This is a genomic window from Pannonibacter sp. XCT-53, assembly GCF_009915765.1.
Lineage (GTDB): Bacteria > Pseudomonadota > Alphaproteobacteria > Rhizobiales > Stappiaceae > Pannonibacter > Pannonibacter tanglangensis.
On record NZ_JAABLQ010000002.1, the window covers coordinates 50,514 to 72,137 of the forward strand.

The 21,624-nt window shown below is 68.3% G+C and carries 19 protein-coding genes; 15 read left to right on the forward strand and 4 right to left on the reverse strand.

Features of this window, described 5'->3' with window-relative positions; translation table 11 throughout:
* Position 1 precedes the first annotated feature (1 nt).
* Genes GWI72_RS15060 through GWI72_RS15070 form a run of 3 tightly spaced genes read right to left on the reverse strand, consistent with a single transcriptional unit; the run spans position 2 to position 2,724 of the window.
* Positions 2 to 673, reverse strand: a complete 672-nt coding sequence (locus tag GWI72_RS15060) for an HAD family hydrolase (protein WP_161709229.1) — start codon at positions 671 to 673, stop codon at positions 2 to 4.
* A complete protein-coding gene (locus GWI72_RS15065) occupies positions 670 to 1,944 on the reverse strand; it encodes a Tm-1-like ATP-binding domain-containing protein (protein ID WP_161709230.1) in 1,275 nt (424 codons plus the stop codon). The genes GWI72_RS15060 and GWI72_RS15065 overlap by 4 nt, the downstream gene beginning before the upstream one ends.
* Before the next feature lie 18 nt (positions 1,945 to 1,962).
* The gene (locus GWI72_RS15070) at positions 1,963 to 2,724 is read right to left on the reverse strand and encodes an IclR family transcriptional regulator domain-containing protein (protein WP_161677398.1); all 762 of its coding nucleotides are present in this window, start codon (positions 2,722 to 2,724) and stop codon (positions 1,963 to 1,965) included.
* 141 nt (positions 2,725 to 2,865) lie between these two features.
* Here GWI72_RS15070 and GWI72_RS15075 point away from each other — a divergent pair, with 141 nt between their 5' ends.
* The 14 genes from GWI72_RS15075 (at position 2,866) to GWI72_RS15140 (ending at position 19,133) form a co-directional block, all read left to right on the forward strand.
* Positions 2,866 to 3,822, forward strand: coding sequence for a tripartite tricarboxylate transporter substrate-binding protein (locus tag GWI72_RS15075; RefSeq protein WP_161709231.1), 957 nt, complete (start codon positions 2,866 to 2,868; stop codon positions 3,820 to 3,822).
* A 69-nt stretch (positions 3,823 to 3,891) separates the two neighbouring features.
* Positions 3,892 to 4,431: a tripartite tricarboxylate transporter TctB family protein gene (locus GWI72_RS15080; RefSeq protein WP_161709232.1), complete on the forward strand. Its 540-nt coding sequence runs from the start codon at positions 3,892 to 3,894 to the stop codon at positions 4,429 to 4,431.
* Positions 4,432 to 4,443: 12 nt separating this feature from the next.
* Positions 4,444 to 5,931, forward strand: coding sequence for a tripartite tricarboxylate transporter permease (locus tag GWI72_RS15085; protein ID WP_161709233.1), 1,488 nt, complete (start codon positions 4,444 to 4,446; stop codon positions 5,929 to 5,931).
* Positions 5,924 to 7,414, forward strand: coding sequence for an aldehyde dehydrogenase (locus GWI72_RS15090; RefSeq protein ID WP_161709234.1), 1,491 nt, complete (start codon positions 5,924 to 5,926; stop codon positions 7,412 to 7,414). The genes GWI72_RS15085 and GWI72_RS15090 overlap by 8 nt, the downstream gene beginning before the upstream one ends.
* A complete protein-coding gene (locus GWI72_RS15095; protein WP_161709235.1) occupies positions 7,411 to 8,820 on the forward strand; it encodes a transaminase in 1,410 nt (469 codons plus the stop codon). Before GWI72_RS15090 ends, GWI72_RS15095 begins: the two co-directional genes overlap by 4 nt.
* Complete coding sequence (locus tag GWI72_RS15100; RefSeq protein ID WP_161709236.1) at positions 8,817 to 9,629, forward strand: SDR family NAD(P)-dependent oxidoreductase; 813 nt, start codon at positions 8,817 to 8,819, stop codon at positions 9,627 to 9,629. The genes GWI72_RS15095 and GWI72_RS15100 overlap by 4 nt, the downstream gene beginning before the upstream one ends.
* Positions 9,626 to 10,399 carry an SDR family NAD(P)-dependent oxidoreductase gene (locus tag GWI72_RS15105; protein ID WP_161709237.1) on the forward strand — a complete coding sequence of 258 codons (774 nt, stop codon included), beginning with the start codon at positions 9,626 to 9,628 and terminating at the stop codon, positions 10,397 to 10,399. Before GWI72_RS15100 ends, GWI72_RS15105 begins: the two co-directional genes overlap by 4 nt.
* A gap of 289 nt (positions 10,400 to 10,688) precedes the next feature.
* Positions 10,689 to 12,368 carry an amidohydrolase gene (locus tag GWI72_RS15110; protein WP_161709238.1) on the forward strand — a complete coding sequence of 560 codons (1,680 nt, stop codon included), beginning with the start codon at positions 10,689 to 10,691 and terminating at the stop codon, positions 12,366 to 12,368.
* The gene (locus GWI72_RS15115) at positions 12,365 to 13,507 is read left to right on the forward strand and encodes a CobW family GTP-binding protein (protein ID WP_161709239.1); all 1,143 of its coding nucleotides are present in this window, start codon (positions 12,365 to 12,367) and stop codon (positions 13,505 to 13,507) included. Before GWI72_RS15110 ends, GWI72_RS15115 begins: the two co-directional genes overlap by 4 nt.
* A 50-nt stretch (positions 13,508 to 13,557) precedes the next feature.
* Positions 13,558 to 14,745, forward strand: a complete 1,188-nt coding sequence (locus GWI72_RS15120) for an ABC transporter substrate-binding protein (RefSeq protein ID WP_161709240.1) — start codon at positions 13,558 to 13,560, stop codon at positions 14,743 to 14,745.
* Positions 14,746 to 14,802: 57 nt separating this feature from the next.
* The gene (locus GWI72_RS15125) at positions 14,803 to 15,672 is read left to right on the forward strand and encodes a branched-chain amino acid ABC transporter permease (RefSeq protein WP_161709241.1); all 870 of its coding nucleotides are present in this window, start codon (positions 14,803 to 14,805) and stop codon (positions 15,670 to 15,672) included.
* Complete coding sequence (locus tag GWI72_RS15130; RefSeq protein WP_161709242.1) at positions 15,659 to 17,395, forward strand: branched-chain amino acid ABC transporter ATP-binding protein/permease; 1,737 nt, start codon at positions 15,659 to 15,661, stop codon at positions 17,393 to 17,395. The genes GWI72_RS15125 and GWI72_RS15130 overlap by 14 nt, the downstream gene beginning before the upstream one ends.
* Positions 17,392 to 18,099 (forward strand): ABC transporter ATP-binding protein, encoded by a 708-nt coding sequence (locus GWI72_RS15135; protein WP_161709243.1) that lies wholly within the window; start codon positions 17,392 to 17,394, stop codon positions 18,097 to 18,099. The genes GWI72_RS15130 and GWI72_RS15135 overlap by 4 nt, the downstream gene beginning before the upstream one ends.
* Before the next feature lie 56 nt (positions 18,100 to 18,155).
* Positions 18,156 to 19,133: an NAD(P)/FAD-dependent oxidoreductase gene (locus GWI72_RS15140; protein ID WP_161709244.1), complete on the forward strand. Its 978-nt coding sequence runs from the start codon at positions 18,156 to 18,158 to the stop codon at positions 19,131 to 19,133.
* Positions 19,134 to 19,269: 136 nt separating this feature from the next.
* On the opposite strand, the gene GWI72_RS15145 is transcribed toward GWI72_RS15140, so the two are convergent.
* The gene (locus GWI72_RS15145; protein WP_179956207.1) at positions 19,270 to 20,061 is read right to left on the reverse strand and encodes a DeoR/GlpR family DNA-binding transcription regulator; all 792 of its coding nucleotides are present in this window, start codon (positions 20,059 to 20,061) and stop codon (positions 19,270 to 19,272) included.
* Positions 20,062 to 20,619: 558 nt separating this feature from the next.
* Here GWI72_RS15145 and GWI72_RS15150 point away from each other — a divergent pair.
* The gene (locus GWI72_RS15150; RefSeq protein WP_161677382.1) at positions 20,620 to 21,615 is read left to right on the forward strand and encodes an ABC transporter substrate-binding protein; all 996 of its coding nucleotides are present in this window, start codon (positions 20,620 to 20,622) and stop codon (positions 21,613 to 21,615) included.
* Positions 21,616 to 21,624: the final 9 nt, after the last annotated feature.

Genomic DNA, 21,624 nt, shown 5'->3' on the forward strand with positions numbered 1-21,624 from the left:
ATCAGAAGGGGGAGGGAAGGCCGAGGTGGCGGAGCGCCTCGGCGTAGGACTGGCCCGGGCGGGTGACATCGAAGTGCACGCAGATCATGCCCGCCGCCTCGCCGCCGCGGATGTTGCGAAGCTGGTCGTCGACGAAGACACAGGCACCGGCCGGCAGCTGCAGCGCCTCCGTGATGGCGGCATAGGCGCGGGGATCGGGCTTCAGGATGCCGCTGTAGGTCGCGTCGACGATGACCTCGAAGTCGGCGAGGAACGGCAGCTTCTGCCGGAAGTCCGCGCCGTAGAAGAGATCCAGCTCGTTCGACAGGATGGCGAGCCGCTTGCCGGCGGCCTTGGCAAGGGCAATGGACGTCAGCGCCTCCGGCCGCATGACGGCTTCGGGATCAGCCCCCCGGGCGCGCTGGACGAAGGTTTCCATCTTCGTCCAGGTCTCGCCCAGCAAGGCCCCGGTCTCGCGGGTGCGCGTCATCCAGTAGTCGCGTTCGGAGATCTCGTCGCGCTGCATCGCCTGCCACAGCGCATCTGTCTCAGGTCCCTCGGCGGGCGCAAACGGTCCGCGCCAGGTCAGCGTGCCAGGCGCAAGGCCAAGCGCTGCCTCGGTCAGGTCATGGGTCTCGAACAGCGTCCGCGTCACCACGCCGCCGAAGTCGAGGACAAGAGCCTGGGCCGTCATGCAGCCGCTCCCTCTGCTGCCGGGGCGCCCGGTTCGATGAGGCCGGCCGCGACCCAGCGGTCGAACAGGGCGAGGGCGGAGTCGGAGAAGGCGGCGCTGTTGATGTGTCCGTCGATCTCGACCAGCTCGGCATTGGCGGGAACCATCCGGCGCATCTCGTCAAGGAACGCGGCAAGGCTCTCGGGGTCGTGCAGCGGCTCGCCCTCCTGGTCCCATTGCTGGATGCCGCCTGTCGGCAGCAGGATTGCGACCGGACCGGTTGCCGTTGCCAGCTTGCGGCCGATCTCGCGGGCCACCTCGCGCCGACCCTCGGGGCCGGTGGTGACGGAGGCCAGCAGGCGGTTGTGGGCGTGGTAGGGGCGGTCGGCGAACTGGGCCGGAACGGGTTGCCAGGTGGGGAAGTCGACCATGTCGATGGCGCCGGGGGCAACGATCTGCGGAATGCCGGCAAGGCCGGCGCTTTCCAGCCGGTCGGCGCCGGAGGTCACGACGGAGCCGTTGAGGTGATTGGCCACCTCCTGCAGGCTGAAATCGAGCACGGCGGCAAAGCGCTTCTGCGCGGCGAGGGCCTCAAGCGCGCGGCCGCCCATGCCGGTGGTGTGGAAGACCACGACCTCGTAGCCGCGTTTCTCCAGCTCCGGGCGCAGCCGGACCATGTAGGACAGGCAGCTCTTGCCAAGCGAGGACATGGCGACCACCGGGCGCGACCGGCGCGGCGGCTGGGCGCTGCGGGCCGCGCCCACGACAGCGCCGCAGGCCTGTGACAGCACGGCGCGGCAGGTCTCGTTGAGGCCATAGAGCCCGCCGGCCCACAGGATCATCATCAGGTCGGCCGCCACCCGCTCCGGCGGCACCAGGTGGGAATAGGAAATCGTCGAGACGACGAACTTCGGCACGCCGAGCGGCAGGGCGAGCGCCACGTCCAGCGCCAGATCGGTGCCCATCGTGCCGCCGAGGATGAGCGCGCCGTCGACCTCGCCCCTGTCGTGCAACTGCCGGGCGAGGGTGGAGGCGCCGAGCGCCATGGCGGCCATGGCGGTGTTCTCGTCGCCGCTGTCGGCGATGGCCTCGATCGTGGTTCCCGCCGCGGCGGCGACCGCATGCTTGTCATGCTCGGGAATGTAGGGCGGGTTGCCGAGGACACTGACGTCCATCATGACCGGGCGTCCCCCGGCCTCCTGGATCTTCTCGGCCATGTAGGTCAGTTCGTCGGCCTTGGTGTCGCCGGTTCCGACAAGCAGGATCGCGGGCGCTCGCTCGCCTCTGGTCATGGTTCAAGGTCCCTCTGGTTATCTTTTTTGGCGGATGTCCAGTCCGTACAGGGCGGCAGCCAGCCGGCTGGCGGCTGCCTGCGCCGCCGCGCTCAGGGCGGCGAGGCGCGCGTCATCGACACGCACTTCCGGCGCGGCGATGGAAATCGTTCCGACCGGCAAGCCGTCGGGCGACAGGATCGGTGCGGCCGTGCTGATCACGCCCGGCTCGAGGCCGTTGCGGCTGACCGAGGCACCGCGGGCGCGGGTTTCCGCGATGCGGGCGCGCAGGGCGTCGGGATCGGTGACGGTGTGCGACGTGAAGGCCTTCAGCGGCTGCGCCAGAAACGCCTCGCGGCTTTCCTCGGGCAGGAATGCCAGCAGGGCAAGGCCCGACGCCGTTGCATGCAGCGGATAGCAGGAGCCGACATCGACGATGACGCGGTTGGCGCGGGGCGACGTCTCCACATGCACGGTCCACAGCTCGTGGCCGGAGAACTCGCTGAGGTGGCAGGTTTCCTCCGTTTCCTCGTTGAGCGCCTTCACCACAGGGATCGCGGTGCGCAGGAACGGGAACCGCGCCTCGCGAATCCGGGCAAGGCGCACCGGGGCGGCGCCGATGCGGTAGCGCTTGCTGGCCTTGTCCTGTTCGATGAAGCCATGCGCCTCCAGGTCGACCAGGAGCCGGCGCGCGGTCGCCTTGTCCAGGCCGGCCAGCCGGGCAATGTCCGACAGGCCCGTGTCCTCGCTGAGCGAGGCGACCAGATTGAGGAGCGACAGCGCCTTGCCGACCGTGCTCACCGTGATCCTCCCGAGATCAATAACATCGCAATTAACTTGACAGCAGCCGGATTCGTTTGCAAGTCTATATTTGAAATGCAGGTTCAAATAATGAACCGATAAGGCCGAATGGCCACGGGAACAGCAAACGAGGACAGATCCATGCAGAAGGCGCTTCTTGCCGCGCTGGCCGCGGCAGTGACATGTTCGAGCCCCCTCATTGCCGCCGGGCCGGCAGGTGCCGAGTACCCTGAAAAGCCGGTCAGTTTCGTCGTGCCCTTTCCTCCGGGCGATCTGGAAGACGTGCTGACGCGCATGATCGCGGAAGACTTCCAGGCGAAGTACGGCGTCGCCGCCGCTGTCATCAACAAGCCGAGTGACGGCGGCCCCTTCCCCGGGGCGGTCGATGTGGCCGGCAGCAAGGCGGACGGCTACACGGTCGGCTCCTTCGTCGTGGACATTCCGGTCATCGGGCCCGAAGTCGGCATTCCGGCGCTCAACCCCAATCCGTTCGAGCCGGTCGGCATCTTCCTGACCTATCCCTTCGTGATCGCCACCCTGAAGGATGCGCCCTACGACACGATGGCCGAGCTTGCCAAACACGTGAAGGACACGGGCGACGGCGTCGCGCTCGGCCATTTCGGCGCCTTCCTGCTGCCGACCCAGGCGACGCTGGCGGCGGCCAAGGTGATGGGCTTCGAGTGGGGCGCGGAAGCCGCCAATGACGCGCTGGACTGTAACACGCTCGCCTCGGGCGATTTCGACGTCGTGACCACCACGATGCAGCAGCTGCTCCCCTGCCTCGACAAGGTGCAGATCCTGGCGACGATCACCGACAGCCCGATCCCCGTGATCCCGGATGCGCCGCAGCTGTCGTCCGTCGCGCCCGAGCTGAAACTGTCGCTCTGGAACGGGCTGTTCGTGCCGAAGGGAACGCCGCAGGACGTGAAGGACAAGCTCGCCGCCGTGGCGAAGGAGACCATGGTGTCGGAGCGGGCCCGCAAGCTGTCTGCCGATACCGGCGCCATCCTCTACTGGAAGGATGCGGCTGCCTCGGGGGCGCAGATCGAGGCTGACAAGGCCGTCGTCTCCCGCGTGAACACGCTGCTCGGCCAGTGAGCCCCCCGGCCGGCGCGGGGTGTCGCGCCGGTCGTTCTTCCGTTGCGCTTTGATCAGGCAGGCCCGTCCATGCAGCCGGACACACCGACCCCCCATGTCTTCCCCACTGCCCGGCGGCCGGGCGAACTTCTCTTCGCCATGCTGTTTCTCGGCCTGTCGGTGCTGCTGCTGGCCCAGATTGGCTGGCAGACCCAGTGGCTGCCCGGCAAGGGGCTCGCCGCGCAGCCGCGCACCTGGCCCTTCATCGGGCTGGCCGGCATGGTCCTGTTCGGTGCCCTGCATCTCCTCGCCACCCGGCGGGTCCGGCGCACGCCGGGGCGCTGGGCGGAGGCGCTCGTGTGGGTGCGCTCGCTGGAGTTCGTGGCCTGGTATCTCGCCTATGTCTTCAGCGTTCCGTATCTGGGCTATCTGCCGGCCACGCTGATCTTCTGCGTCAGCCTCACCTGGCGCTGCGGCTATCGCGGCCGCTTTGCCCTGGTGTCGGCGGCTGGCTTCGGGCTTGGCGTGGTGCTGTTCTTCCGCACGGCGCTTGCCGCCAAGATCCCCGGCGGCGCGATCTACGAGCTGCTGCCGGCGCCGCTCAACTCCTTCTTCCTCACCTACTTCTGACCGGGGCGGATCATGGACCTGTTTCTCTCCAGCCTTGAGATCCTCGCGCGCTGGGATGTGTTCGCCGCCCTTGTCGTCGGCTCGGTGGGCGGCGTCATCGTCGGGGCGATGCCGGGGGTCGGCGCGGCGGTCGCCATCGCCATCCTGTTGCCTGCAACCTTTTCGCTCGAGCCGATCGTCGGCCTCACGGCCCTGCTTGGCATCTATGGCTCGTCGATGTTCGGCGGCGCGATCCCGGCGATCCTGATCAACACGCCGGGCACGCCGGTCAACGCGCTGACCACCTATGACGGCTATCCGATGACCCGCCGCGGCGAGGCCCGCCGCGCCCTCAGCCTGGCCTATGGTGCCAGCTTCTTCGGCGGCATCTTTGCCATCCTCTGCCTGATCCTGCTGGCGCCGGTGCTGGCCTCCATCGCGCCGATGTTCGGAGCGCGGGAGATCTTTCTCGCGGCGCTTCTCGGCATCGTGCTGGTCGTGCTCACCCACCGCGGCCAGATCCTTGCCGCCGGCATGCTGGTCTGCTTCGGCATCTTTCTGAAGACGGTCGGGCTGGAAGGCACCGCCTATACCCAGCGCTACACCTTCGGCCAGACCTGGCTTGCCTCGGGTGTCGACCTGATCGTGGTGGTGCTCGGCATCTTTGCCCTGTCGCAGGCCTTCTTCCTGCTGACCCAGCGCGACACGACCTACGAGCTGCCGCCGGTGAAGGGCAAGTTCCTGCAGGGCCTCACCGAGATCTTCAAGTACAAGCGCCTGGCCACCGTCGGCTCCGGCTTTGGCGTCATCTGCGGCATGATCCCGGGCGTCGGCGAGTTCATGTCGCAGTTCCTGTCCTACAGCTATGCCCAGCGGACATCGAAGACGCCGGACCTTTTCGGCAAGGGCAACCCGGAAGGCATCGTCGCCTCGGAGGCCGCCAACAACTCGGTGCCGCCCGCCGCCATGATCCCGCTGCTCGCCCTCGGCATCCCGGGCGAGGAACTGACGGCGATGATGCTGTCGGTGTTCTATGTCCACAACGTCATCCCCGGGCCGCAGCTGTTCCGCGACCAGATGGACTTCGTCCTCGCGCTCTACATCGCCCTCTTCGTGCTCAACGTGTTGGTCATCCTGTTCCTGATGACCTCCACCAACATCCTCATGCAGGTGATGCGCATCCCCAGCCGCTTCCTTGGCATGATGATCCTCACCTTCAGCCTCATCGGCGTCTATTCGCTGCGCAATTCACTGACGGACTGCGCCATCGCCGCCGGCTTCGGCGTCTTCGGTTTCATCCTGAAGCGGCTGGACCTGCCGACGTCGCCGGTGATCCTCGGCATCGTGCTGGGCGGGCTGATGGAAACCAAGCTGCGCACGGCCATGACCCGGGTGAACTCCCCCCTCGACTTCATCGACCGTCCGATCGCCTTCATCCTCTTTGCCATGATCATCCTGGCGATCGGCCTGCACATCACCACGCATCTGCGCAACCGCGCCAAGGACAAGGCCCATGCTTGATCAGGCCCGCATCGACGCCCTGAGACATCTTCCCGTTGCTCCGCAGCAGCTGTTCATTGATGGCCGCGAGGAAGCCGCCGCCGATGGCCGCCGGATGGATGTGGTGTCTCCGCTCGACGGAAAAGTCTTCACCAGTCTGGCGCTGGCTGGCGCGGCCGACGTGAACCGGGCCGTCGCCAGCGCCCGCGCCGCCTTCGAGCGCGGCAGCTGGTCGCGGGCGGCGCCGGCCGAGCGCAAGAAGGTGATGCTGCGCATCGCGGAGGCCATCGAGCGCGAGGCGCTGGAGCTGGCCGTCCTCGGCGTGCGCGACAACGGCACCGAGATTTCCATGGCGCTGAAGGCCGAGCCGCTGTCGGCCGCCGCCACCTTCCGCTACTACGGCGAGGCCATCGACAAGGTCTATGGCGAGATCGCGCCGACGGCGGAAGGCGTCCTGGGCCTCGTCCGGCGGGAGGCGCTGGGCGTCATCGGGGCCATCGTGCCCTGGAACTTCCCGATGATGATCGGGGCCTGGAAACTGGCGCCTGCGCTTGCTGCCGGCAATTCCGTCGTGCTGAAGCCGGCCGAAAGCGCGTCGCTGACGCTGGTCCGTCTCGCCCGCATCTGCGTCGAGGCCGGGCTGCCGGAGGGCGTGCTCAATGTCGTCACCGGCGAGGGCGCGGTCGCCGGCGAGGCGCTCGGCCTCAGCATGGACGTGGACGCGCTTGCCTTCACCGGGTCGGGCGGCGTCGGCCGCAGGCTTCTCGACTATGCAGCCCGCTCCAACCTGAAGCGGGTGCATCTGGAGCTGGGCGGCAAGTCGCCCAACATCGTCTTTGCCGATGCGCCGGATCTCGGCAAGGCCGCGAAGGCGGCCGCCAACGCGATCTTCCGCAATGCCGGCCAGGTCTGCGTCGCCGGTTCGCGGCTTCTGGTCGAGAACAGCGTGCGCGAGGCCTTCCTTGGCGAGCTGGTGAAGGCGGCCGAGGCCCTGCGGGTCGATGATCCGCTTGCCGTGACCACCGACATCGGTGCCCTGTCGAGTGCCGAGCATCTCGCCCGCGTCGAGGCGCATCTGGCCCGCGCCAGGCAGGAGGGCGCCGAATGCCTCACCGGCGGCGCGCGCATCAGGACGGAAACGGGCGGCTATTTCCTGTCCCCAGCGGTGTTTGCCGGTGTCACGCCGGAGATGTCCCTGGCGCGGGCGGAGGTCTTCGGCCCCGTGCTGGCCGTGCAGGGCTTTGACAGCGAGGACGAGGCCGTGCGCCTTGCCAACGAGACCGACTATGGCCTCGCCGCCGGCGTCTGGACCGCCAACCTCGGCCGGGCACACCGGATGATCGCCCGGGTCCGTGCCGGCCTCGTGCATGTGAACACCTACGGCGGCTCGGACCTGACCGTGCCGCTCGGCGGCTTCCGCCAGTCCGGCTTCGGCCGGGACAAGTCGCTGCATGCCTTCGACAGCTACACCGATCTCAAGAGCGCCTGGATTTCCCTGACATGACCATCGACTACGCCCCGACGCAAAAGGCCACCGACCGCGCCGCTGCCATCGACCGCCTGATCGAGGCGGAGCAGGCCCGGTTTGCCTCCCGGCATCCGAAGTCTGCCGCCGCCTGGGCCAGGGGGAGGGAGCATTATCTCTATGGCGGCCCCTCGCACTGGATGCGCCGCTGGGCCGGCGGCTTTCCCATCTATGCCGAGGCGGCCAGCGGCGCGCACATCCAGGACATCGACGGCCACGACTATGTCGACTTCTGTCTCGGGGACACCGGCGGCATGTGCGGCCATGCGCCGGAGCCGGTGACCCGGGCCGCCCTGCACCAGCTGCAGCGCGGTACGACGATGATGCTTCCGACGCTGGACAGTCTCTGGGTCGGCGAGGAACTCACCCGCCGCTTCGGTCTGCCCTACTGGACGCTGACCACCTCGGCCACCGATGCCAACCGCGGCGCAATCCGCATCGCCCGCATGATCACCGGCCGCGACAAGGTGCTGGTCTTCTCCGGTTGCTATCACGGCGGCGTCGAGGAAGCCCATGTCGAGATCCGCAACGGCAAGATCGGCATGCGCAACATGATCCATCCGAATGCGGTCGACCATGCGGCCGTGTCACGGGTGGTGGAGTTCAACGATGTCGCGGCCCTGGAACAGGCGCTGAAGGCCGGTGACGTCGCCTGCGTGCTCACCGAGCCGCTGATGACCAATTTCGGCATGATCCCGGTCGAGCCCGGGTTCCATGACGCGCTGCGGCGGCTGACGCGCGAGACCGGCACGCTGCTCGTGATCGACGAGACGCACACCATCTCCTGCGGCCCCGGCGGCTACACGGCCCTCAATGGCCTCGAGCCCGACATGTTGGTGGCCGGCAAGGCCATCGCCGGCGGCATTCCGGCGGGCATCTTCGGCCTGAGCCAGGCGGTCGCCGAGCGCATGTGGCAGATCGTGCCCCATGCCAATCCGAAGCAGCGCCAGTCGGCGCATCTGGGCATCGGCGGCACGCTGGCCGGCAATGCGCTCACCGTCGCCACCATGAAGGCGGTGCTGGAGGAGGTGCTCACCGAGGCGAACTACGCCCGCATGATCGCGCTGGCGACGCGGCTGGCCGACGAGGCGCGGGCCCTGATCTCGCGCAGCCGCCGGCCCTGGCACGTCACCCAGATCGGCGCGCGCGCGGAGATCATGTTCACGCCGAAGGTGCCGCGCTCCGGCGCCGATGTGATTGCCACGCGGCAGGGCGATCTGGAGACGCTGCTGCATGCCTTCTACATGAACGAGGGCATCCTGGTGACGCCGTTCCACACCATGTTCCTGATGTGCCCGGCCAGCACCGAAGAGGATGTGGCGCGGCACACCGAGGTGTTCGCCCGCTTCATCGAGCTCCTTGAACGGGAGGGCATTGCCGGATGACGACGCCCCCCTTCCGCCTCGACGGACAGGTCGCGCTGGTCACCGGCGGCGCGCGCGGCATCGGCGCGGCCATCGTCACGCGGCTGGCCGAGGCCGGTGCGCTTGTCATCATTGCCAATCGCACGCTTGATGTTGCTGAAGACCTCGCCCGGACTCTCCGTGGACGAGGGCTTTCCGCCGCCGCCGTGCCTCTCGCCGACCTGTCGCGCGCCGGGCTCGCCCGGCTGGTGCAGGAGACCATGGCGCGCGCGGGCCGGCTCGACATCCTGGTGCACAATGCCGGCGGTTGTCCCTGGGCGGGCATCGAGGAGATGACCGAGGATCAGCTGGACGAAGCGCTCGACATCAACCTGAAGGCGGCTGTGTGGCTGACCCAGGCGGCTGCGCCGGGGATGCGGGCGGCCGGCCATGGCCGGCTCCTGTTCACCTCGTCCGTGTCGGCGCGGGTGGCCATGGCCGGCGGGGCGCATTACTCGGCGGCCAAGGCCGGGCTCAACGCCTTCATCCGGGGCGCGGCCTTCGAGCTGGCGCGCAGCGGCATCACGGTCAACGGCGTCGAGCCGGGCTTCATCGCCAAGCCGGGGCGCGGCACGCTGAGCACCCCGGAAAAGCAGGCCGAGATCGGGGCCGCGATCCCCATGGGCCGGATGGGCGAGGCCGACGACATTGCCTGCGCCATGCTCTACCTCGCCTCGCGCGAGGCGAAATACATCACCGGCCAGACCATCGTCGTCGACGGCGGCTCCACCCTGCCGGAGACCGGCTATGCGGTGACAAGCCATTTCGGGGCAGGGGAGGGCGCGGCATGAGCGGCGCACTGTCTGGTCTCACCGCCCTGATCACGGGGGCGGCCACCGGCATGGGCGCGGCGACGGCCGAGCGCTTTGCCGCCGAGGGTGCGCGGCTCGTGCTGTTCGGGCTCGGCGGTGCGGCGCTCGACCAGATGGCGGCGACGACCGGTGGCGTTGCCGTGCATGGCGACGTGACCAGCCCCGCCGACATCGACCGGGCGATTGCGGCCTGTGACGGGCGGCTCGACTGTCTCGTCAATGCTGCCGGCCTCATCGTCCCGGATCGTCCCGACAGCATCGAGGATGCCGTCTGGGCGCGGACACTCTCGGTCAATCTCACCGGCACCATGATGGTCTGCCGCGCGGCGCTGCACCTTCTGAAACGACAGGGCGGCAGCATCGTTAACATCGCCTCGGTCGCAGCCTTCAACGCCAGCCCGGACAGCGCCAGCTATGCCGCCAGCAAGGCAGGCGTTGTCGCCCTGACCCGGTCGCTCGCCTATGCCCATGGCAGTGACGGCATCCGGGTCAATGCCATCGCGCCCGGCTGGGTGCGCACGCCGATGAGCGAGATGGAGATGGACCTTGCGGCCAGGGCCGCCGGGACCACGCGCGAGGAGGAATTTGCCGCGCTCACCCGCCGGATTGCGCTTGGCCGCATTGCCGAGCCGGAGGAGATCGCGGCCTGCTGCCTGTTCCTGGCCAGCGCCCAGTCCTCCTTCGTCACGGGCACCGTGCTCGTGGCGGACGGCGGCGGGCGCTCGCCGACCCAGAACAGGGCGGTCTGATGGGCCCGCCGCGTCTCTTCCGGCTGGAGGAGACGCGGCGGCTCCGGCCCTTGATGCCGGATGAACTTTTGCTTGATCCAGCGTGCAGGTCAGTCGAGCCTGCCTTGAGCTGGACGGGCGCTGCAAATACCGCTGGGCTGGGGTCTCTTACCCTCGGCCCCCAAAAGCGAAAACCATCCAGGCCACCACTGACGCTGGCCTTCCAAAATCAAGACCAAGTCGCGGCACCGCTGCCGCCCCGGGGATCAGTCCGGGCCTGTTTCATCTTCAAGTGGGGGGAGGATCACCCATGTCCGCAGTTCACGCCGTCGCCGATCTGGTTCTGACCAACGGCTGCATCTACACGGTTGACCCGGCGCGCAGCAGCGCCGAGGCGCTGGCCGTGCGCAATGGCCGGATCATCGCCGTCGGCAGCGACGCGGACGTGCGTCCGCACATCGGACCTGAGACGCGGGTCGTCGATCTCGGCGGCCGGCTGGCGATGCCCGGCATCGTCGACATCCACACGCACATGATGATGGGGGGGCAGGCGGATCTGTTCGAGCTGCGCTTCGGCAACACGCTGCGCCGCGAGGCCATTCTGGAGCAGGTGCGCGCAGCGGCGGAGACGACGCCCGAGGGCAAGTGGATCATCGGCGCGCAATGGGGCAGCGATCTCCTTGCCCTGTTCAACAGCGAGGAGTCCCTCGCCCTGCTGGACGCGGCCAGCCTCGGCCGTCCGGTGATGCTGCGCGACGACACCTATCACAACCGCTGGGTCAACACGGCGGCCCTGCGGCTGGCCGGCATCACCGAGGACACCCCCGATCCGGACCAGGGCAGCTTCGGCCGCGACCCGTCGTCCGGCCGTCTCACCGGCATCATGATCGAGGCCGCGGCCGGTCTGATCGAGCGCACCATCGTCGCCAGTGGCCATTACACCGAAGACATGGACCGGGCTGCCGTCGCCCATTCCATCGCCACGCTCAACCAGCATGGCGTGACGGCCTTTCTCGATGCGGCGGCGATGCAGCCCGTGCTGGCGGCGCTGAAGGGACTGGATGATCGCGGCCTGCTGACCGCCTGGGCCAGCGGCGCCATGCCGGTCACCGAACCGTCCTTCCTGTTCGGCGTGGCGGGCGAGGAACTGTTTGCCCTGCGCGACACGTTCCGCAGCCGGCACGTGCGGCCCGACTTCACCAAGGTCTTCCTCGACGGCGTGCCCGGCGCGCGCACCGCTGCCTTCCACGAACCCTACACGCCCGATGCGGTCTTCGGCTGCTGCTTCCGTGGCACGACGCTGGCGACCGTACCGGAACTGGTGCGCTGGATCGGCCGCTGCGAGGACCTCGGCCTGTCGGTCAAGATCCACTGCGCGGGCGATGCGGCCGTGACCATGGCGCTGGATGCGCTGGACGTGGTGCGCTCCTTCAACGGCCCGACGCGGCTGACGCATCACATCGCCCATGCCAGCTACATCCGGGACGCGGACATCCCCCGCTTCCGCGAGCTGGGCATGGGAGCCGACCTGTCGCCCTTCATCTGGTTCCCGACCGCCTTCCTCGAGGGCCACAAGCAGACCATGGGCGTCGAACGCGCCACCCGCTTCTGGCCCAACCGCGACCTGCTCGATGCCGGTGCCCTGATGGCCGGCGGCAGCGACTGGCCGGTGATCCCGAACCCGAACCCCTGGACCGGCATCGAGGGGCTGGTGACGCGCCAGAACCCGCATGGCGATTTCCCGGGCGAGAGCCTGTGGCCGGAACAGGCGCTCGATATCGCCACCGTGCTCGAGATCTTCACCATCAACTCGGCCCGCATGATGGGTCTGGGCGATGTGGTCGGCTCGCTGGAGATCGGCAAGTCCGCCGACATCATCGTCCTCGACCAGGACGTGCTGACCTGCCCGGCCGGTGCGATCGGCAAGACCCGGGTGCTGCAGACCTGGTTCGAGGGGCGGCTGGTGCATGGCGCGGAGGGACTGGCATGACCGGTGCCACGCCTCTTCCCCTCACGGTCCTGACCGGCTTTCTCGGGGCCGGCAAGACGACGCTCCTCAACCGGCTGCTGCGCCAGCCGGCGCTGGACGGCACGCTGGCGATCATCAACGAATTCGGTGCCATCGGCCTTGACCACCTGCTGGTGGAGACGAGCGAGGAGCGTTTCGCCCTGCTCGACAACGGCTGCATCTGCTGCACCGTGCGGGATGATCTCGTCACCACCCTGACCGAAATCCTCGCCCGGCGCGACACGGGCGAGCTGGCGTCCGTCAGCCGCATCCTGATCGAGACCACGGGTCTCGCCGATCCGGTGCCCGTGCTGCATACGCTGCTGGTTGCCCCCGCGCTGTCGGGCCGGCTGGCGGTGGAGGGGGTCGTGACCGCCGTTGACGCCGTCAACGGCCTTGCCACCCTCAACGCCCATCCGGAAGCCGTGAAACAGGTGGGCCTTGCCGAGCGCATCGTCATCACCAAGACGGACCTGGCGAGCGACGCCGAGCTGGAGCGTCTGCGCATTGCGCTGGGCCTCATCAACCCGGCCGCGCGGGTGCTGGAAGCCGACATGGGGCATGTCGCGGCCGCGCGTCTCCTCGGCACGGGTTTCGATCCGGATGCGCTCGGCCGGGCTGCAGCCGACTGGTTCGCGTCCGCCACAGCGCCGGCCGGCTTCGTCTGCAGCGATCCGCAGGCAAGCGACCCGGGCCACGTGCATGGCCCCGGCTGCGGCCATCATCTCCCGGCTGCCGTTGCCGGCGGCGGACATGCCGGCATCGAGACCCATGCCTTCGTCATCGACCAGCCGTTGTCGTCGCCCGCCTTCTCCCGCTGGCTGGAGTATCTGACCCTGCTCAAGGGCGAGAGCCTGTTGCGGATGAAGGGGCTCGTCGAACTGGACGACGACCGCGACCGTCCGCTGCTGGTGCAGGGCGTGCAGCATGTGCTGCATCCGCCCGTCCGCCTTCCGGCCTGGCCGGACCAGACCCGAGGCACCCGCCTCGTCTTCATCGTGCGCGGCATTCCGCGCGATGTGATCGAGCGAACCCTGGCCCGGTTCGCCGACGTGGATGCGGCCGCCATCAAGAACCCGGCAAGGGACGTGATGGCCGCATCGGGGAACATGGCCGCCTGAACTGCTGTTTCTGGATCAACCGCGATCAACGCGATTGGGAGGGTTATCACATGAAGTCCATTTCGATGCTTCTGGGCGGCGTCGCCCTTGCCGGCCTCGCCGGCCTGTCCGCAACGACCGCTGCAGAGGCGGCCGGTCCCACCTGCAAGGACGGGGTGATCCGTCTGGGCGCCGTCTCCACAATCACCGGCCCGGCCGACTTCAGCGAGGTTCCCGAGGCTGCCGCGGCCGTCTTCGACGCGGTCAATGCCAAGGGCGGTCTCAACGGCTGCAAGATCGAGTACACGATCTCCGACGACAAGGCCGACCCGGCCGTGGCGGCCCAGGCCGCGCGCGATCTCATCGACAACAAGGAAGTGGTGGCCCTGGTCGGCTCGGGCAGCCTGCTCGACTGCGCCGTCAACGCCACCACCTACAAGCGCAAGGGCGTCCTGTCGGTGCAGGGCCTTGGCGTCGACGCCGCCTGCTTCAACGCCCCGTCGGTCGCCCCGGTCAACGTCGGGCCCTACACGCTGTCGACGGCGATGGCCTATTACGCCACCAACCAGCTCAAGGCCGAAAAGGTCTGCGCCTTCTTCATCATCATCGGCGGCACCCAGGAAGCCTACAAGGGCGCCATCGAGACCTGGGAAAAGATCACGGGCAAGAAGATCCACCTGCTCGACATGACCCTGCCGTTCCAGGGGGATCTCACGCCCTATGTCATCAAGGCGCGCGATGCGGGCTGCGATGCGGTGATCCAGAACGCGGTCGAGCCGGGCGTGGTGCAGTGGGTGAAAACCGCGGACGCGCAGAAGATCACCGGCATCAACTGGCTGTTCCTGGCCCCGGGCTACACCCAGGAAGTCGCCAGGGCGCTGGCCGACAGCACCCAGCCGGTCTATGTCGGCACCGAGTGGGAGCCCTTCACGGAAACCGGATCTGCGGCCAACAAGGACTGGATCGCCACCATGACGGCGGCCGGCAAGCCGCTGACCGCCTTCTCCCAGGGCGGCTATCTCGCCGCCACGGTGATGCTGGATGTCCTCTCCGGCATCAACGGCGAGGTGACCCGCGAGAGCGTGACCGAGGCCCTGCTGACGATGCAGCCGAAGTCCTATGACCTCGCCGGCACGCCCTACGTCTTCGGCGAGGGCGATCGTCATGCCCCGATGCAGGCGACCAAGGTGATGAAGCTCGAGAAGGGCACCTGGACCGTCGAGACGCCGGAGTGGGTCGTTCTCCCGTCCGCCAACTGACCGACACCGGTGGCACGGCGTCCGCCGTGCCACCGTCCTGCAGCGGGAACACCTGCCATGAATGCGCTTCTCACCTCGGCCGTGGCCGGGCTGACTGCCGCCGGCGCCTATGCGCTGCTCGGGGTCTGCGCGGTCTTCACCTACCGCCTTGTCGCCGTGGTCAACTTCACCGGCGCGGCCATCGGCACCGCCGGCACCTTTTCCATGATCGGCTTCATCTCCCTCGGCGTGCCGCTGTGGCCGGCCGTGGTGCTCGGCATTCTCGTCGGCACGCTGGCCGGCGCGCTCATCGGCCTCGTCATGACGCAGTGGTTCTCGGAAGCCACCGCGACCACCAAGGCGGCGGTCACGGCGGCGCTGCTGGTCGGCCTGGTCGCGCTGGGGCTGCGCCTTACTGGTGGCCAGAGCCCGCAGGAGTTTCCGACCCTGTTCCCCGGCTCCGCCTTCCGTCTCGCGGGGGTCGAGGTGACGGTGGCCTCTGTCCTCACCGTCGTGCTGGCGCTGGTGTTCACCCTGCTTGCCGACGCCTTCCTCAACCGCACCCGCACGGGCCTGCACCTGCGCGCCTTGTCGGAACGGCCCATGGCCGCCGAACTGCTGGGCGTGCGCGTGCGCATCCTCGCCCTGCTGGTCTGGGCGGTGACGGGGGCCTTCACGACCTTCGCGCTGATGATCATCGCGCCGCAGCGCTCGCCCGACTTCATGTCGCTGTCGCTGCTGGTGGTTCCCGCCCTTGCGGCGGCGCTGGTGGGCGCGTTCCGCTCCTTCCCGCTGGCGCTGGCCGGCGGCCTCACGATCGGCATCGTCGAAGGCATGAGCAGTGCCATCGACGGCATCAGCCAGTACCGGGGCATCCTGCCCTTCTTCGTCATCCTGGCCGTTCTTCTGTGGTCGCAACGTGGAGCCCGCTGGGATGAAGCGCGCTGATCTTACCTCCTGTCTCGCCCTTGTCGTCGTCACCGCCGTGGCGGGCCTTGCGGTCTACGGGCTGCTGCCGGCCTACTGGGTGTTCCTCGCCACTGCCGTCGTCATCACGGCGATCTCGCTGCAGGGCCTCGGTCTGGTGACGGGCCGCGCGGGCATGATCGCCCTGTGCCAGATGTCCTTTGCCGGGGTCGGCGCCTGGACCGTCGGCTGGCTCAATGTCATTGAGGCTCCGGGCGGCCTGCCGGTCTGGGTCGTGCTTGGCGGTCTGGCGGCCGTGCCGTTTGGCGTCGCCATCGGCCTGCCGGCCCTGCGCCTGCGCGGCATCAACCTCGCCATCGTGACGCTGGCCTTTGCGGCGGCCTTCGACGTGATCCTGGCGACGATCACCTTCCCCGGACAGACCAGCTTCCTGTCGGTTGCCCGGCCGGACCTGTTCGACAGCGACGAGGGCTATTTTGTCTTCGCGCTGCTGTTCTATCTGGCGGTCGCGCTCGGCCTCTCGGTGCTGTCGCGGTCCCGGCTCGGCAGCGCCTTCCTCGCCATCCGTCACTCCGAGCGGGCCGCGGCGGCGCTCGGCGTGTCGATCCCGCTGACCAAGCTGTCGGCCTTTGCCATCTCGGCCTTCATCGCGGGCCTGTCCGGGGGGCTTCTGGCGGGCTATCTCGGCACGCTCGTCTCCGAAAACTTCTCGATGATGCAGTCGCTGGCGCTGTTTGCGGTCGCCACCATGGCCGGGGCCCAGCTCGCCGAGGGGGCGATCATCGGCGGCATGCTGGTGACGCTCTTCCCCGAGCTGCTGCGCCGCCTTGGCCTGCCGCAGGATGTCGGCAACGTGCTCTTTGCCCTCGGCGCCGTCCAGGCGCTGGCCAGCGGCGAGACCATGGCCGAGACCTTGCGGCGCAATCTCGCGAGCCTGACCGTAAAGCTGGGACTGCCGCGCTTTGCTCCCTCGGCACCCGTCGGCACCGTGCTGCCGCCGCCCCGGAACCGGCGTGATCCGGCGGCCGCCGGGCCAACGCTGGTCATCGACCGGCTCGGCGTGCGCTACGGGCAGGTCGTCGCGCTGTCGAATGTCAGCCTGAGCGTGCCGGCCGGAACCGTCGTCGGGCTGATCGGTCCCAACGGCGCCGGCAAGTCGACCTTCATCGACGCGGTCACCGGGTTCCTCCCGGCCTACGAGGGGTCGGTGCGGCTGGAAGGCCGGCCACTCGAAGGGCTGCCGGCCCATGAGCGCGCGCGCCTCGGCGTCCGCCGCACCTGGCAGACCACCCGCATTCCGCCCGATCTCTCGGTGGGGGCCTATCTCGACCTCGCCGCTCCCGGTCTGAGCCCCGAGGAAAGCGCCGCCGTGCTCACCTGGATCGGCTGTCCGTCGCCTGACACCCTGGTGCAGGCGGTGGATGCCGGCACCCGGCGGCTGCTGGACGTGGCCGGGGTTGTTGCCGCGCGGCCGGCGGTGGTGCTGCTCGACGAGCCGGCGGCCGGCCAGTCCTATGACCAGGCGCTGCGGCTTGCCCGGCGCATTGCCGAGATCCCGAGGCTGTTCGGCTCGTCCGTGCTTCTGGTGGAACATGACATGGATCTGGTGCGCGGCGCCTGCTCGCAGATCACGGTCTGCGACTTCGGCCAGGTCATTGCCTCCGGGCCGCCGATGCGCGTGCTGGAGGAACCCGTGGTGAAGAAGGCCTATCTCGGCATAGCGCTGGAGGAGGATGCGGCATGACCAGAACACTTGATGTCTCCGGCCTCGTCATCAACCGGGCCGGTCTGCCTGTGGTGCGCGGGGTCAGCCTGTCGGCGCAGAAGGGGCAGATCAGCGTCCTGCTCGGCGCCAACGGGGCCGGCAAGACGACGCTGCTGGAGGGGCTCTCCGGGATCATCCCGACCAGCGGGGGCGACATTGCCCTCAACGGGCGGAGCGTCACCGCTGCCCGCGCCGGCGAGCGGGCCCGGGCGGGCCTGTCCCATGTCGAACAGGGGCGGACCGTGTTCCGCCAGCTGTCGACGGAGGAAAACCTGCTTGTCGGCATGGCGCCGGGGGCCGATCTCGCCGATGCCTATGACCTCTTTCCCGAGTTGCTCAACCGGCGCGGTGTCCGGGCCGGGCTCCTGTCCGGCGGCGAGCAGCAGATGCTCGTCATTGCCCGTTCGCTGCTCACCCGGCCGGAGGTGATCCTCATCGACGAGATGTCGGCCGGCCTTGCGCCGGTGGTGGTGCAGCGGCTGATGGCGGCGGTGCGCCGGCTGGCGGATGCCGGTCTTGCCATCCTGCTGGTGGAACAGTTCGCGGCGCTGGCGCTCCGCATCGCCGATCATGCCTATGTCATGCGCCGGGGCGAGCTGGTGCATGATGGCCCGCCGCAGCCGCTGCTCGCCGATCCCGACCGGTTGCATCACCTCTATCTCGGGGATGTGCAGGCGGCATGATGCGGAAATCCCGTCGTCGCGGTGGTCCAGCGTCACCGCGCCGCCGTAAGACGACCATGAGCACAGCAAGCCCCCGTTCCGACATTGCCATCATCGGTGCCGGTATGGCCGGACTTGCCGCAGCGCGCCGCCTGCGGGCAAATGGCCATACCTGCCGTATCTTTGAAAAGAGCCGAGGCGTCGGCGGACGCCTCGCCACCCGCCGTGCCGGCGACCTGCGGTTCGACCACGGCGCGCAGTTCTTCACCGCGCGCGGCAACGCCTTCCGCAAGGCGCTGGCGGAGTGGACCGCCGAGGGCATCGTGGCCCCCTGGTTCGACGACACCCATGTCGGCGTGCCGGCCATCGGTGCACCGGTGCGGGCCATGGCCAACCGGTTCGAGGTGCAGCTCGAGACCCAGATCACGTCGCTGCAGTCGGTCGAGGGGGGCTGGCGTCTTGTCGATGCCCAGGGTCGTGTCCATGACGCCGGCCACGGGGCCTTTTCCGCCGTGATCCTCGCCCTGCCTGCGCCGCAGGTGCTGCCGCTCGCCGAAACCGCCGGCGTGCCGATGCCGGGCCTCGACGATGTGCGCTACGCGCCTTGCTGGACGCTGATGGCCGCCTTCGAGGAACCGCTGCCGGGTCCCGACCGCCATGCCTCTCCGGAGGGGGCCCTGTCCTGGCTGGCGCGCAACTCGGCCAAGCCCGGCCGCGATCCGTCGCCGGAAACCTGGGTCATCCACGCCTCTCCGGCCTGGAGCCGCGCCCATCTGGAACTGTCCCCGGACGAGGTGACGCCGCTGCTGTGGGATCTGGCGCGGACCGTTCTTGACACCGATGCCACACCCGGGTTCCTGGCGGCGCACCGCTGGCGTTACGCCCGGGTCGAACAGACCGCGCCCAAACCCTTCCTCTGGAACGCCGATGCGCGCATCGGAGCCTGCGGCGACTGGGGGCTGGGCCCGCGCGTCGAAGCGGCTTTCGACAGCGGCGATGGCCTGGGCATGATTGTCGCCAGCAGCCTGTCGCGGGCGTCCAGCGCCGCGGAGTGATCCGCAGCGCTTGCCATGCCCATGGCCGCCGGACACGGGCTTGCGGCAGCGTGCCCCCGCATTTCCTGCCTTGTCGTTTCCAGCCTTCTCGTCTTCAGGCCTGTCATCTGGCGCCATGCGATCGGGCGCCCTTGTGTCAGGCGTCCGGGGCCGGGCCGATCAGCACTTTCGTGCCGCGCGCCTGCAGCAGCCTGTTCAGGGCCGGCGGGATCGGCGCGTCGCAGACGACGTGGCTGACATCGCTGATGTGGCCCCCGCGCACATGGGCGGCGCGGCCGAACTTGCTGTGGTCGAGCACCAGCAGCGACTGGCGGCAATTGGCGAGGATCGCCTGCCGGGCGGCCACTTCCTCCTCGTGGAAGTCGAGCAGCGTGCCGTCCTCGTCGACGCCGGCCACACCGAAGATTCCGAAGTCGACCTTGTAGCTGGCAAAGAACTCCTGCGTGCCCGCTCCCAGGATGTCCCGGTCGCCGGAGCGCAGCCGGCCGCCGGCAATCGTCACGTCGACGCTGGGGTTTTCCGATGCGGTGAAGGCCACGTTCAGGTTGTTGGTGAAGACCTTCAGCCCGCTGTGGCGGATCAGGGCCTGCATCACGATTTCCGGCGTCGTGCCGATGGAAAAGGCAAGCGAGGCGCCTTCGGGGATCAGCGAGGCCACATGGCCGGCGATGATGCGCTTGGCGGGCAGGTTGAGGATGCGGCGGGTGCTGTAGTGGACATTGCCGGTCGGTGCGGGCGGCTCGACGCCGCCATGGGTCCGGCGGAGGATGCCCAGTTCGCACAGGCGGTTCACATCCCGCCGGATGGTCTGGGTGGTCACATCAAAGCGCTCGGCCAGGCTCTCCACCGACATGAAGCCGTTGGCCTGAACCAGATCGGTGATCTCCGCCTGGCGCTCCGTGATGTCCCCTTGCTCGAGCAACAGCATCATCATTCCTGATCGCCGCGTCTTCCGTCTGCAGCGGTCGCGAAGCCACCCTGTCGGTGGGCCGGCGACTCGCTTGATCCTGCCAGTGTGGAGACGGACTTAATCGGCTCATATGAAACTATGGCGACGTTCATATGAACATAAAATGACGGCCGTTGCCATGTCCGTTTCCGCCCCGCCAAGGCGCGGACTGTTCCTTAAGCGACATCGGATGCCGCAAAACTGGACGCGGCTGCGTAAACAATCACCTTGACCGGAAGGGCAAGCTTTCCCTACGTTTTTTTGACCATTTGGTCAGCCTGTGAGGCGTCTGGCGCAGACCGGCGCGCCGTGGCAGGCTGACGATGGATACCGCGTTCCGCGGCACAGTCAAGACAATGGACCCGGACAAACCGGGCCGGAAGGGGAATGGCAGGTGGAGAGCCGCGCAAGCGCGCCTCCGGGACAGGCCCGTGCTCCGGGCAGGTCCGGAGCTGTGCCGGTGGCTTGTGCACCCTGATCCCCTCGCTTTCCAGAACCGGAGGCAAAAGCCCCCGGCAGACCAAGAGGAGAAGGGGAATGGCGAATATCGCAGTAAAGGCTCTGGCCGCCGCCACGATGCTTGCAGGCGTCCTGTCCGCCGGCGCAGCCTCGGCGGCTGACCAGCTCACCCTGCAGCTGAAATGGGTGACCCAGGGCCAGTTCGCCGGGTACTACGTCGCCAAGGACAAGGGCTTCTACGAAGCCGAAGGCCTTGACGTGACCATCAAGCCGGGTGGCCCGGACATCGCGCCGCCGCAGGTCATTGCCGGTGGCGGGGCCGACGTGATCATCGACTGGATGCCGTCCGCCCTGGCCTCGCGCGAGAAGGGCGTGCCGCTCGTCAACATCGCCCAGCCGTTCAAGAAGTCGGGCATGATGCTGACCTGCCGGAAGGAAACCGGCATCACCTCGCCGGCCGACTTCAAGGGCAAGACCCTCGGCGTCTGGTTCTTCGGCAACGAGTATCCCTTCCTGTCCTGGATGAGCCAGCTCGGCATCCCGACGAGCGGTGGCCCGGATGGCGTGACGGTGCTCAAGCAGGGCTTCAACGTGGATCCGCTGCTGCAGAAGCAGGCCGACTGCATCTCGACGATGACCTACAACGAGTACTGGCAGGTGATCGACGCGGGCATTCCGGCGGAGGATCTGGTCGTCTTCAAGTATGAGGACCAGGGCGTCGCCACGCTCGAGGACGGTCTCTATGTGCTCGAGGACAGCCTGAAGGACCCGGCCAAGGTCGACAAGTACGTCCGTTTCGTGCGCGCCTCGATGAAGGGCTGGGCGTATGCGGCCGAGAATCCGGACGAGGCGGCCGAGATCGTGCTCGAAAATGATGCATCCGGCGCGCAGACCGAGACCCACCAGAAGCGCATGGTCGGCGAGATCGTGAAGCTGGTGGACGGCTCCGACGGCAAGCTCGACAAGGCGGCCTACGAGCGGACGGTGAAGTCGCTGCTCTCCGGCGGCTCCGATCCGGTCATCACCAAGGAGCCGGTCGGCGCCACGACCACGGTCGTCACCGACAAGCTCTGAGCTGACACA